At 35.1% G+C, this 12930-nt stretch carries 17 protein-coding genes; 11 read left to right on the top strand and 6 right to left on the bottom strand.

Translation table 11 applies throughout. The features are described 5' to 3' along the window. The coding region (locus GFJ36_RS20580; RefSeq protein ID WP_157349741.1) for a GapA-binding peptide SR1P at positions 1 to 97 on the top strand (97 nt) is incomplete at its 5' end. 35 nt (positions 98 to 132) lie between these two features. Here the strand turns inward: GFJ36_RS20580 and GFJ36_RS20575 are convergent. Continuing rightward, positions 133 to 963, bottom strand: coding sequence for a protein-glutamine gamma-glutamyltransferase (locus GFJ36_RS20575; RefSeq protein ID WP_000635322.1), 831 nt, complete (start codon positions 961 to 963; stop codon positions 133 to 135). A gap of 75 nt (positions 964 to 1038) precedes the next feature. Beyond that, positions 1039 to 2511, bottom strand: coding sequence for an arginine decarboxylase (speA, locus tag GFJ36_RS20570; RefSeq protein WP_000084901.1), 1473 nt, complete (start codon positions 2509 to 2511; stop codon positions 1039 to 1041). Positions 2512 to 2878: 367 nt separating this feature from the next. Between speA and GFJ36_RS20565 the strand changes: the two genes are divergently transcribed. Further along, positions 2879 to 3148, top strand: coding sequence for a UPF0223 family protein (locus GFJ36_RS20565; RefSeq protein WP_000456567.1), 270 nt, complete (start codon positions 2879 to 2881; stop codon positions 3146 to 3148). An 80-nt stretch (positions 3149 to 3228) separates the two neighbouring features. Here GFJ36_RS20565 and GFJ36_RS20560 read toward each other — a convergent pair whose 3' ends face one another. After that, positions 3229 to 3855 carry a YktB family protein gene (locus GFJ36_RS20560; protein ID WP_000175087.1) on the bottom strand — a complete coding sequence of 209 codons (627 nt, stop codon included), beginning with the start codon at positions 3853 to 3855 and terminating at the stop codon, positions 3229 to 3231. A 206-nt stretch (positions 3856 to 4061) separates the two neighbouring features. Between GFJ36_RS20560 and GFJ36_RS20555 the strand changes: the two genes are divergently transcribed. Continuing rightward, positions 4062 to 4250 carry a hypothetical protein gene (locus GFJ36_RS20555; protein WP_001250166.1) on the top strand — a complete coding sequence of 63 codons (189 nt, stop codon included), beginning with the start codon at positions 4062 to 4064 and terminating at the stop codon, positions 4248 to 4250. Between the two features lie 88 nt (positions 4251 to 4338). Next, positions 4339 to 5130 carry an inositol monophosphatase family protein gene (locus tag GFJ36_RS20550; protein ID WP_098230329.1) on the top strand — a complete coding sequence of 264 codons (792 nt, stop codon included), beginning with the start codon at positions 4339 to 4341 and terminating at the stop codon, positions 5128 to 5130. Positions 5131 to 5174: 44 nt separating this feature from the next. On the opposite strand, the gene GFJ36_RS20545 is transcribed toward GFJ36_RS20550, so the two are convergent. Further along, on the bottom strand, positions 5175 to 5354 hold the full coding sequence (locus GFJ36_RS20545) for a DUF5325 family protein (protein WP_000400128.1): 180 nt from the start codon (positions 5352 to 5354) through the stop codon (positions 5175 to 5177). Positions 5355 to 5494: 140 nt separating this feature from the next. On the opposite strand from GFJ36_RS20545, the gene typA reads away from it, so the two are divergent. The 3 genes from typA (at position 5495) to GFJ36_RS20530 (ending at position 8087) form a co-directional block, all read left to right on the top strand. Next, complete coding sequence (gene typA / locus GFJ36_RS20540; RefSeq protein WP_000914755.1) at positions 5495 to 7339, top strand: translational GTPase TypA; 1845 nt, start codon at positions 5495 to 5497, stop codon at positions 7337 to 7339. 155 nt (positions 7340 to 7494) lie between these two features. Then, complete coding sequence (locus GFJ36_RS20535) at positions 7495 to 7797, top strand: YlaH-like family protein (protein ID WP_000893656.1); 303 nt, start codon at positions 7495 to 7497, stop codon at positions 7795 to 7797. A 14-nt stretch (positions 7798 to 7811) separates the two neighbouring features. Then, positions 7812 to 8087 (top strand): hypothetical protein, encoded by a 276-nt coding sequence (locus tag GFJ36_RS20530; RefSeq protein ID WP_046956451.1) that lies wholly within the window; start codon positions 7812 to 7814, stop codon positions 8085 to 8087. Positions 8088 to 8122: 35 nt separating this feature from the next. Here the strand turns inward: GFJ36_RS20530 and GFJ36_RS20525 are convergent, their stop codons facing one another. Further along, complete coding sequence (locus GFJ36_RS20525) at positions 8123 to 8323, bottom strand: YlaI family protein (RefSeq protein ID WP_001995040.1); 201 nt, start codon at positions 8321 to 8323, stop codon at positions 8123 to 8125. A 145-nt stretch (positions 8324 to 8468) separates the two neighbouring features. Here GFJ36_RS20525 and GFJ36_RS20520 point away from each other — a divergent pair, with 145 nt between their 5' ends. Beyond that, positions 8469 to 8924, top strand: coding sequence for a PNPOx family protein (locus GFJ36_RS20520; RefSeq protein ID WP_000024571.1), 456 nt, complete (start codon positions 8469 to 8471; stop codon positions 8922 to 8924). 246 nt (positions 8925 to 9170) lie between these two features. Further along, positions 9171 to 10499 (top strand): PhoH family protein, encoded by a 1329-nt coding sequence (locus tag GFJ36_RS20515; protein ID WP_000358079.1) that lies wholly within the window; start codon positions 9171 to 9173, stop codon positions 10497 to 10499. 45 nt (positions 10500 to 10544) lie between these two features. Here the strand turns inward: GFJ36_RS20515 and GFJ36_RS20510 are convergent, their stop codons facing one another. Then, entirely contained in the window at positions 10545 to 11042 is a 498-nt protein-coding gene (locus tag GFJ36_RS20510; RefSeq protein ID WP_088123318.1) for a molybdopterin-binding protein, read from the bottom strand. Positions 11043 to 11192: 150 nt separating this feature from the next. On the opposite strand from GFJ36_RS20510, the gene GFJ36_RS20505 reads away from it, so the two are divergent. Both GFJ36_RS20505 and ftsW read left to right on the top strand, forming a co-directional pair. After that, positions 11193 to 11480, top strand: coding sequence for an Fpa/YlaN family protein (locus tag GFJ36_RS20505; protein WP_000135698.1), 288 nt, complete (start codon positions 11193 to 11195; stop codon positions 11478 to 11480). Between the two features lie 125 nt (positions 11481 to 11605). Next, on the top strand, positions 11606 to 12787 hold the full coding sequence (gene ftsW / locus GFJ36_RS20500) for a putative lipid II flippase FtsW (RefSeq protein WP_098649124.1): 1182 nt from the start codon (positions 11606 to 11608) through the stop codon (positions 12785 to 12787). The last annotated feature ends 143 nt before the right edge of the window (positions 12788 to 12930 follow it).

The following is a 12930-nucleotide window of genomic DNA, read 5'->3' as shown; positions in this document are numbered from 1 at the left end:
AACAATCGGACATTTTGAAGATGAAAAATCAACAGTACTATACGGAAAATGTGGATCTCATTGCGAATGTGACCATAAAGAACATACAAAAGCTTAAATAAGAAGAAGCGCCTACATATGTAGGCGCTTTTTTTAATAAATTGTAGTTGTATGGCCAACTGTTGCAACGATTGCATCATCTCTAATCGGAATAAATCCTATCGATGTCTGTGGAGTGCTAGGAGAGGCGTAGTGGCTCATGAGACGGCTATCAATACGGGTAATAGTATCGGTCAAGAAAGCTGAAATAAAAGCGTAAGGGACTCGTCGTTCATTTAATGAGTATATAATTTCCTCTTTTGTTTTTACACCTACGCCATGTCCGTAAAAAAAGAAATTTCCTAGATAGATTGTATTTTCTCCTTGCCACTCGATCGTAGCTGGATTCACTTGTGGATTTTTAAAATAAACGAGATCACCTGGAACAAGATCGCCACCCGTTTTTGTTATGAGCTTTAAATCTTGATCGTAGTCCCACGTATAAAGTAAAAGGTTTGCAAAGAGACGGTTGAAAGTTTCTTCCTCATATAATGATAGTAAAGCTTTGTAAAAAATAATGATCATAGCGGTGGCGCATTCAGTTCCATATAGTTTTCCGTTTTTGAAAATATCTTGTATGGCAATGGAAGGGGGTATGTTTGGTAGTAGCTCGAATCCTCCAAGTGGTGTTCTTTTCCAATACTGGGGGTTGCAAAAGGATTGTTGAAATGTGCGAAACTGAAATCCACTTTGAAAAAGTTCTAATGCAGAAGTAATAATATTCACTCGCAAATTTAGATCAAAGCTGAGTTCATCAGATGTTCGGAAGGAATAAATTTCTTGATTTCCTGCCATTATCGATAAAATTTGTTGTTTCTCAGCTGCAAATGGCTCATATTCATTTGTGATATAAGGATGTACAATAGAACGGCCTATTACAATCATAATAGTATCCCCACCTATACGTTACATTACTTAATATCGTATGGGAAAAGAGAAAAAAGGTGAAAGAAAAGCCTATCAACTGATAGGCTTGTACTCTTTAATCACACGTAATGTTTGTAATGTCATATCTTCAGGACCTTGTACAGGTAAACCCGCTTCTAAGTTTTTACGAATATACTCTAAGTTATCTTGTGTAATAATTTCCCCCGGAGTAAAGATTGGAATCCCTGGCGGATAAACCATAACGAAATCAGCTATAATACGACCTGCTGCATTTTCAAACGGAATGACTTCTGTTTCCGAATAAAAAGCATCTCGAGGAGAAAGTGCTAGCACTGGTATTTCTGGAATTTCTACTTGTATTTGAACACCTTTATCGGCTTTATTTCTAAATGTTGCTGCTAAATCTTGTAATGCTGCAATAAGTGTATTTGTCTCACTTTCTGTATCCCCAAAAGTGACAAGACATAGTATGTTGTATAAATCCGAGAGTTCTACTTCAATGTTATATTGCTCTCTAAGCCATACTTCAGCCTGATGGCCTGTAATACCTAAATCTTTTACAGATACAATTATCTTTGTAGGATCGTAGTTAAAAGTAGCATCTGTACCTAGCATTTCTTTCCCAGGACAGTAAAGATCCTCAACAGCATTAATAGCATCACGAACTTGTTCCGCTAATTGAATTGTTTGTTCTATGAGTGCTGTTCCTTCTGTAGCAAGACGTTTTCTAGCAACATCTAGGGATGCTAACAAGATGTAAGAAGTTGATGTAGTCGTAAGCATGCTAATAATAGATTGAACATGTTTAACGTTCACAAGGCCTTCCTTCACGTTAAGAATAGAACTTTGCGTTAAAGATCCTCCTAATTTGTGAACACTTGTTGCTGCCATATCTGCACCGGCTTGCATCGCTGACATCGGCAATTCATCGTGAAAATGAATATGAACACCATGAGCCTCATCAACTAGTACAGGGATATCATAAGAATGGGCTAATTGGACAATCTGTTCTAAGTCCGCAGCAAAGCCAAAGTATGTTGGATTAATAACAAGTAAGCCTTTCGCATCTGAATGCTCTTCAAGTGCCTTTTTGACAGATTGAATTGTGATTCCGTGTGAAATACCAAGTTTTGGATCGATTTCAGGATGCATGAAAATCGGTTTTGCACCTGAGAAAATAATAGCTGACATTACTGATTTATGCACGTTTCGTGGCACTAGGATTTTGTCACCAGGACCGCACACGCTCATCACCATTGTCATTATTGCACCACTTGTACCTTGAATAGAAAAGAAAGTATGATCTGCACCAAATGCAGCGGCTGCTAAATCTTGTGCTTCTTTAATCATACCTTTTGGATGATGTAAATCATCGAGCGGCGCAATATTAATTAAATCAATTGCTAATGCATTATGCCCAATAAATTCGCGAAATGTAGGATCCATGCCCTGTCCTTTTTTGTGACCAGGAATATGGAATTGAATTGGATTTCGCTTACTGTGCTCAACTAAAGCGGTAAACAATGGTGTTTCGTATTGGGACAATCTATACACCCCTTCTTTTTCATAATATTTATTAGAGTTTGTTTTATATAATCTTGTTCTAAAAAAGTTAAGTGCTTTTTAGAATGAGACTTGTTTTTCTGCCAATCACAAAAGCATTTTTGAGATGGTAGGTTCACTTTATTTTCTATAAAACAAAAGCATTATATCACCAATAATTATAGATGTATAGAAAAAAATATTTTTACAGTGAGTATGTTAAATAGTTATTTCCAATTAACTTATAGAGGAAGACAATTCCATCACAATGAATAAATAGTGTATAATGCAAAGTGGCTATAGTGAAGAAGAAAAAAATCCCTTTAAGATAGCATATTGAAATAAGAAGAAATGATAAATGAGGTGCGAAATGGAATATCAATATCCGTTAGATTATAATTGGTCAAATGAGGAAATGGTTGTAATTGTGAAGTTTTATGAAGCAATTGAGAAAGCATATGAAAAAGGAATTATAAGAGAAGAATTAATGGGATTATATCGTCGTTTTAAAGAGATTGTTCCATCTAAAGCAGAAGAGAAGAAAATTGATAAAGAGTTTCAAGAAGTAAGTGGATATTCTATATACCGTGCGATTCAAAGGGCGAAAGAAACTGAAGAACAAAAGCTTGTGAAAATGTAAAAAAATTTTGAAAAATGAAAACTGAAGTGATATAATGTGATAACAACTAAAAACGGACAATATAAATTGTCCGTTTTCTACTATCGATTACAAAGTGCATATAAAGGAAGGAGTGATTGCATCGTAGATTCAATCTTAGCAAGGAATTGTTCGTTGGTCATTGCTGAAAACTCCTCTGGTGATATATGAATACCAACTAATAATTCTGCTTTTTTCACAGTAGCTAGACGTTCAATCATCTTTTGTAAGTCTTCTGTTTCAAGTGTTTTATGTAATTTTACACTTGGTTTAGTATGGTCAATGGACCAAACGAAGTCATTTGGAATATTTGTTTTTAAATCATTTAAATGTTCTAAGAAGGCGTGAGCCGTCTCCACTTTTTGTGGACACTCATAGATTAAACCAAAGTATATGAAGGCATGAGTACCCCATAATCCAATTTGGAAATGTGGCAGCATTTTATAACCGCGTTTATTTGTTGAAAAAGCAACCCAAGTATCGTTTGGTGGATTGACTTTGCGGCGTGCATGTTTTGCTACATGATAAAAAAAGTTCTCATCAGTTTGTTTGGATAAATACGTTGCAAACTGTTCCCCTAAAGCTTCAAGCTTAGGATGAATGTTCGTTTTAATTGCACTCATTCGTTCTTCGAGACCATCAACTGTAAAGACCTCAAAATCAGTTGACTTGAATGTTTGTAGTGTCATGATTGTTCCTCCAACTCCTATTTTGCTTTTATTTTAGCATAGCTTGTACTATTCATAAAAAAAACAGCACAAAAAAATTTAAATAAAAAAATATAATTTTGTTGCATAGATGATTTATCCAACATAGTATAGTATAAAACAAAAAATCAGAAAATTGAATCAATTCCAGTCCGAGGGCAGACGAATATTGGGAGGAGGCAAATAATATGAGACAGGTGATTAATGCGTTAAAGAGAACAGATGCTGAAAAGAGAATACCGGTGCTACGTTTGGAGCTAGATTATGAATTAGCAACTTTATATGATGCGATGATGGAAAATGATAAACTGAAAAAAGAAGAGTGTGTACAAAAGTTAGAAGTGTTAAGACTTGAAATGATTCGTTTAGAAGCGTAATAATAGTATATGTATAAAAAATTAGTTGGTGCGAACCTTATAAAGGGTTCGTTTTTTCTGTGAACAGTATAGATCGGAGTGTTTAAACATGCAAGAAGTATGGAAAGACATCGATGCACACGCCAAACAGTGGATTCGAGATGCAGGAGAGTTTTTAAAGGCATCAATGGAAAAAGCACTTATTATAGAAACGAAATCCAATGCAGCTGATTTAGTAACAAATATGGACCGAGAAATAGAACAGTTTTTAATTGGGAAAATTAAAGAAACATTCCCGAACCATAATATTTTAGGAGAAGAAGGTTATGGAGATGAGGTAACTTCTTCTGATGGGGTTGTTTGGTTAATTGATCCAATTGATGGCACGATGAACTTTGTTCATCAAAAAAGAAATTTCGCAATTTCAATTGGAATTTATGAGAACGGTATCGGAAAGGTTGGACTCATTTATGATCCAGTTCATGATGAATTATACCATTCGGTAAAGGGAGCTGGAGCATTTTGTAATGAAGTACCAATACCTTTATTGGAAAAAGGAACTGTAGAGCAAGGTATTGTAGCTTTAAATGCGATATGGCTTACCGACAATCCAATGCTTAATAAGGAAAGTATGATGGCGCTGGTTAAGAAAGCAAGAGGCACGAGATCATATGGCTGTGCAGCGTTAGAGATGGTATACGTTGCAACAGGAAGAATAGATGCATATGTAACGCCGAGATTATCACCATGGGATTTTGGTGGGGGACAGATAATTGTAGAGGAAGTTGGAGGCAAGGTGACAACTTTTTCTGGATCCCCGCTTTCTATCGTAGAGAAGAGCAGCGTATTAGTTGCAAAACCAGGAGTGTATGAAGAGTTGTTACGATTTATAGCGGAGTAACAAAAAAAGTAAGAGGCTGTATAAGCGCTTCTTACTTTTTGACGTTATTTCGATTTACGCATTTTTCTTTTTGTTACAAAACCGTATCCAACTGTAACAAATGTGCCGATAATGCAAATAATAATACCGATGGGACTATTTTCAGCAACCATAATGCCGATACCGATTAAGAAAATAACACCGATAATTGCAGTTAATAAAAAGCGATATTGAATGTGTTCCATTTCTTCACCCTCCAATCTCATTTTACTTTCACAAAAGTAAGAATACAACTATATTTTCATTCTTGATTTTATTTTGATTGCCATTGTATCCCCTTCGCTCTTATAATAGAGAAGGATTAAAAAGACATTAGGAGTTGGACATGTTGAAAAAACGACAAGATTTACGAAATATAGCAATTATTGCCCACGTTGACCATGGTAAAACAACACTTGTTGACCAGTTATTACGTCAAGCGGGGACGTTCCGTGCGAATGAACATATTGAAGAACGCGCAATGGACTCAAACGATCTAGAAAGAGAACGTGGTATTACAATTTTAGCGAAGAATACTGCGATTCACTATGAAGATAAAAGAATTAACATTTTAGATACACCTGGTCACGCTGACTTCGGTGGAGAAGTAGAACGTATCATGAAAATGGTTGATGGTGTTCTACTTGTTGTTGATGCATATGAAGGTTGTATGCCACAAACACGATTTGTTTTAAAGAAAGCTCTTGAGCAAAACTTAACTCCAATCGTTGTTGTAAACAAAATTGACCGTGACTTCGCTCGCCCTGATGAAGTAGTTGATGAAGTAGTTGACTTATTCATCGAACTTGGTGCAAACGAAGATCAATTAGAGTTCCCAGTTGTATTTGCATCAGCAATGAACGGAACAGCAAGCTTAGATTCAAATCCAGCAAATCAAGAAGAGAATATGAAATCATTGTTTGACACAATTATTGAACATATTCCAGCACCAGTTGATAACAGCGAAGAGCCACTTCAATTCCAAGTAGCACTTCTTGATTACAATGACTATGTTGGTCGTATCGGGGTTGGACGCGTATTCCGTGGTACAATGAAAGTAGGACAACAAGTTGCATTAATGAAAGTTGATGGAACTGTAAAACAATTCCGTGTAACGAAATTATTTGGTTACATTGGATTAAAACGTCAAGAAATTGAAGAAGCAAAAGCTGGAGATTTAGTAGCTGTTTCGGGTATGGAAGACATTAACGTAGGTGAAACGGTATGTCCGGTTGAGCATGAAGAGGCTTTACCATTATTACGTATTGATGAGCCAACACTACAAATGACATTCCTTGTAAATAACAGCCCATTTGCAGGTCGTGAAGGTAAATTCATTACATCTCGTAAAATTGAAGAGCGTCTTCGTTCACAATTAGAAACAGATGTAAGTTTACGTGTAGATAATACAGATTCTCCTGATGCGTGGATCGTATCTGGACGCGGGGAATTACATTTATCTATCCTAATTGAAAACATGCGTCGTGAAGGTTATGAACTACAAGTATCTAAGCCTGAAGTAATTATTAAAGAAGTTGATGGCGTAAGATGTGAGCCTGTAGAGCGCGTGCAAATCGATGTACCTGAAGAATACACTGGTTCTATTATGGAATCTATGGGTGCACGTAAAGGTGAAATGTTAGATATGGTGAATAACGGAAACGGTCAAGTTCGCCTTACTTTCATGGTTCCAGCACGTGGTTTAATTGGTTACACAACAGAATTCTTAACATTAACTCGTGGTTACGGTATTTTAAACCATACATTCGATTGCTACCAACCAGTACACGCTGGACAAGTTGGTGGACGTCGCCAAGGTGTTCTAGTTTCACTTGAAACAGGAAAAGCATCACAATACGGTATTATGCAAGTTGAAGACCGTGGTGTAATCTTCGTTGAACCAGGTACAGAAGTATATGCTGGTATGATTGTTGGAGAACATACTCGTGAGAATGACTTAACAGTTAACGTTGTAAAAATGAAACAACAAACTAATATTCGTTCTGCGACGAAAGATCAAACTTCAACAATGAAAAAACCACGCTTAATGACTTTAGAAGAGTCATTAGAGTACTTAAACGATGACGAGTTCTGTGAAGTAACTCCAGAATCAATTCGTCTACGTAAAAAGATTCTTGATAAGAGCGAGCGCGAAAGAGCTGCTAAGAAAAAGAAATCTGTAGAAGCGTAAAATAATAGAACAGCTACCTTTGAGGGGTGGCTGTTTTTTATTGTATTTATTTTTGGAATATTTACTCTTTTTTGTGGACAGTATTTTTTTTGCGGGTTACTCTTGTATTAAGTACATAAATAAAATTTGTTTCTTGTGAGAAAGGGGGATGAATGATGTTAGAAAGAATGTCGTTTTTTGCGAAATTATGTAAAGTTGATGAAAATCCGGAACTAGGGATGTGGTTGCTGTATGGCATCATTATTATATTAAGTGCACTTGTGTATAATTTAGGTTTTGCAAGAAAACTATCAATAATAAAAAATATAGTGATATATATATCGTTAGCGATTGGATGTACAGTTTTAACTTTCTTTGCAGTTTTTTTACCTGTTGGAGAGGGCCTTGTTGTAGCGGCAATTGTACTTGGGATTTATAGGTTGCGTTTACGTCAAGCGAGACAACAAAAAGCAGGGTGAGGGGGCAAATTTTTATGCGTTCAGTACAAGATGCGTTATATAATTGGTTAACAATTAAAACAGTTGCCGAAGCACGTCCAGATGATCGTGCTGCACAAGAAACGTATTTGTTATTTGAAAATATGATATATGAAGAACATAAATTAAAGAATGTGGAAGTTAAAAAGAATGAAGAAATGTATTTGATTACATATGAAATGAATGGAGAAAGAAAATCTGCAAGGTTTCCGTTAGAAGCTATTGATTGTTTTTTGGATCAAATGAATCGTGAACCTGAAAAATATAAATAAGTCCTTATCTATATGATTAAGGACTTATTTACATTTTACCAATCGTCTTCGACTTTTTTATCACGGTATAATCGGAAATTACCACTTGCATGACGTTCCATCGTACGTTCTGCAATTCGTTCCGAACATTCCATGCACATATATGTATGAATAGGGCGGTTACGTAGTTTTTTTGCCATAGGATTTTCATCATCTAACATATCTTTTTTATCACAAATCATACACTTGACTCTCATTTCGTCACCTCAATACGAATTCTATCAGTATAAGTATATCATGGAAGTGTAATATTTTTGAATAATAGCGGGAAAAAATAATATTTTCGCAATTCAAAAAATAAGTTATGATAAGGATATAGTAAGTATATTTGGAGGTGGAAATATGGCGAATGTAGTAGATCCTACATTAACAGATGATTTAGTACAAACGTTACGTAAAGAATGTATTGTTATGGTAGCAACAACAGACTTCGAAAAACAAGTTCCTAACGTAAGTGCTATTTCTTGGGTGTATGCAGTGAGTAAAACTAGTATTCGATTTGCAGTAGATCAACGTTCACGTATTGTGGAAAATATACGGCATAGTACTGGGCTAGTATTGACTATAATGGCGAATGAATCCGTATTTTCCATAAGTGGTGCAGGTGAAATTTTGACTGATAGAATGGAAGGCATTCCTCTAAAATTAACTGTAATAGAAGTAAATGTACAAGAAGTACGTGATGTTATGTTTTATGGAGCGAAGCTTGCAACTGAGCCAACCTATGAAAAAACATATGATATTCGCGCAGCGAAAAAGCTGGATAACCAAGTGTTAGTAGGAATAAAAGAATTATAAATGTGATAAATAAGAAAATAAGTTATTAACTTTTGTAATCAGTTATTGTGATTTTATGTTAATAATTATAATTAAAAGTAATATATTGAATAGAAATGAATAAAAAATAAATAAAAGGTTTCATGGTTATGAATTTCGATTCTACCTCGTTTATACGGTACATATAATTATAACAATGGTTCGTCCATATTTTATGGATGAAACCCTTGTTCTACAAATTTAAAAGTGGAGTCAGGGGGTAACAGGTTGGATAAAATTTATGTGTTAGATACGAATGTACTTTTGCAGGATCCTTTATCTATTTTTTCATTTGAAACAAATGAAGTAGTGATTCCAGCAGTTGTATTAGAAGAGGTTGATTCGAAAAAACGTTATATGGATGAAGTAGGACGAAACGCTCGTTATGTATCTAAGTTAATAGACAAATTTCGTGAAATAGGAAAGCTGCATGAAAGTATTCCGTTAGAAAACGGCGGTACATTTCGTATTGAATTAAATCATCGTTCATTTGTTCAACTACAAGATATTTTTGTAGAAAAAACAAATGATAATCGAATTTTAGCTGTAGCAAAAAATCTATCTTTAGAAGAACAAGAAAAAGAGGACGGGAAGTCTGTTATTTTAGTAAGTAAAGACGTGCTCGTAAGGGTAAAAGCTGATGCAATTGGTTTGAAGGCGGAAGATTATTTAAGTGATCGTGTAATTGAAGTAGATAATATATATTCAGGATTTTTAGAAGGGTATATATCAAAAGAGCAATTAGATTATTTTTATGAAAAAGGTGAATTGCCTTTATCCGAAATTGCAAATCACCCTTTTTATCCAAATCAGTTTGTAGTAATGAAAGATGCATTAGGGGGATCTAGTTCAGCACTTGGCATTGTGGATCATTTAGGTAAGAAGGTAAAGAAACTTATTTTTCACAATGAACAAGTATGGGGGATACGACCACGAAATGTGCAGCAAATTATGGGGTTAGAATTGTTGCTTCGTGAAGATATTCCGCTAGTAACGTTAACGGGGAAAGCTGGTACAGGAAAAACATTACTCGCGTTGGCTTCAGGACTCATGCAAACGGAAGATTTAGGACTATATAAAAAACTACTCGTTGCAAGGCCAATTGTTCCAGTCGGAAAAGATATCGGTTATTTACCAGGAGAAAAAGAAGAAAAGTTAAGACCATGGATGCAACCGATTTTTGATAATCTAGAGTACTTATTTAATACGAAAAAGCCAGGAGAGTTAGATGCTATTTTAGCTGGAATGGGTTCGATTGAAGTAGAGGCCCTTACCTATATACGTGGGAGAAGTATTCCAGATCAGTTCATTATAATTGATGAAGCACAAAATTTAACGAAGCATGAAGTGAAAACGATATTAACAAGGGTAGGAGAAAAAAGTAAAATTGTATTAATGGGAGATCCTCAGCAAATTGATCACCCGTATTTGGATGAATATAATAATGGTTTAACATATGTTGTAGAGAAGTTTAAAGAGCAACGTATTAGTGGTCATGTAAAGTTTGTTAAAGGGGAGCGGTCTAATTTAGCTCAACTTGCAGCGGATTTATTATAAAAGGAGTGAGCTGAGGCTCACTCCTTTTTCTTCCAAGTATACACTTTAAATAATTGTAAATTTACGGATGTTACGGATTGGATTTTGTCTATTAGATCCATCATTGTAATATAGATGAACAGGTCCATCCTCTTTTAATGGCTTTCCTTCTTTTGAAAAACCAAGAATAGCATTTTCTACAGTTTCTAATGGAAGTATTATTGTTTGATCTACTGTTTCAATTTCGACTTGCGTAGCGTCCTCTGAAATTTCGGCGTTAGCAAGAAATGGATGAAATGGTATACCGAACGTTCCGGTAATTAGTTGTTCTTTTTTATATTTCTTTACACTTTGTTGTATCGGTGGAAACGCAGCACCATCACGGATTTCGCGATCCCAATGCTCTGAAGTGTTTTTTAAATAAGCTTCTAGTTCTGAAGTGTTTTCTCTTGTTTCATCAAAGTAAGTTGTCAAATCTACTTTTCGATCATCAAAGATCCAAACAGTTGGATCGATAGTGATTGGAAAACGAACTTTTCCATTAATAAATAAAATTTCGCTCATTGTTGTTCCCCCATTTGTGTTATACTCCCACTTTTCAGTATAATAGCATTAGACACGGTTGTCACAAAAAATGTTTCTATTGCAATTTACTAAAACTATCGCTAATATTAATAGATAGGAGAGAGTAGGACGGAAACGGAGGGAATCAATTTGGCGTCTGAGACAGTATCAAATCATCAGGAAAAGGCACTAGCCCTTCTACAAGCGGATGCGGAGAAGATTTTAAGACTTATTAAGGTACAAATGGACAATCTTACAATGCCGCAATGTCCATTATATGAAGAAGTGTTAGACACACAAATGTTTGGACTATCCCGCGAGGTCGATTTTGCAGTTCGCCTTGGTCTTATTGCAGAAGAACAAGGGAAAGCAATGTTAGGAGAGCTTGAACGTGAGTTATCTGCACTTCATGAAGCATTTACAAACAAACAACAATAACGGGTTCAAATAGGGGGGCTCAAACTGAAATAGTTTGGGCTTTTTATTTGTATAATAAAGCAGGAAGAATCAATGTACATATGGAATACAACAATAATTAAATTGAAACAGAAAGAGGAAATGAAATGAAAAGAGTATGGAAATCAATGGATTATTCATTATTACTTCCTCTTGTTATATTATGTGTGTTGGGAGTTATAATGGTATATAGTTCTAGTTCCATTGTCGCGATTTCGTCGAAATATAACTGGCCAGCAGATCACTTTTTTAAAAAACAATTAGTTGCTCTTGCTATTGGAACGGTAATACTTGTGATTGCCGTTATAATCCCTTACAAATTGTGGAGGAAAAAAATAGTTCTTGCAGCGATGGGGTTAGGGAGTATTGGATTACTAACAGCAGCTTTCCTTTTCGGTAAGGTAATCAATGGTGCAAAAGGATGGATACTAGGTATACAACCAGCTGAGTTTGTAAAAATAGCAGTTATTATTACGTTAGCAAGTTTTTTTGCTAAGAAACAAGAGAGGCAAACCCCTTTTTTCCAAGGGATAATACCTCCCTTATTTGTTGTCGGTGGATCGATGGTGTTAATTTTATTACAAAATGACTTAGGAACTGACATATTAATAGGTGGAACAGTGTTAATTATGTTCTTCTGTTCAGGAGTTAATGTTAACTTGTGGATAAAAAGATTTTTATTAACATCTGTCGTGTGGATACCGGCGTTGTATTTTATTGGGGACTATAAATTAAGTAAATACCAAAAAGCTCGATTTTCAGTTTTTCTTGATCCATTTAGTGATCCTCAAAATGATGGATTTCAATTAGTTAATTCCTTTATTGGAATAGCTTCAGGTGGGTTAAATGGTAGAGGACTAGGAAATAGTATACAAAAGTATGGCTACTTACCAGAGCCGCAAACGGATTTTATTATGGCGATTATATCTGAAGAACTAGGTTTTATAGGTGTAGCTATCATTTTAATCTGTTTACTACTTATTATCATTCGTTCGTTTAGAGTAGCACAGAAGTGTAAAGATCCATTTGGAAGTTTAATTGCAATCGGAATTGCAAGTTTAATTGGGATACAAACTTTTGTTAATGTTGGTGGTATGTCTGGATTAATACCACTTACAGGAGTACCTTTACCGTTTATTAGTTATGGTGGTAGTTCTTTATTGGCTAATCTAATTGCGATGGGTATATTATTAAATGTTGCTAGTCACGTAAAACGACAAGAGAAACAACAAAATGAGATAATGAAAGAAAGTGAGCAAGATGGACCGCGTCTTGTTGTAGTAAAATAAAAAACACATTGTGCTTTAGAGCGCGATGTGTTTTTTTATGTGCAAGAAACATTAAATAGGATGCATTAATTGGTATATACACTAAAAAATATATCACATTAAATCAAATGTGATATACAATTAAGTTGTTAGAAAAGGAAGAG

This window comes from Bacillus sp. EE-W1, from assembly GCF_009760835.1.
Classification (GTDB): Bacteria; Bacillota; Bacilli; order Bacillales; family Bacillaceae_G; genus Bacillus_A; species Bacillus_A wiedmannii.
Note: the sequence above shows the minus strand (reverse complement) of the source record. Positions and strands in the feature narration are given on the sequence as shown.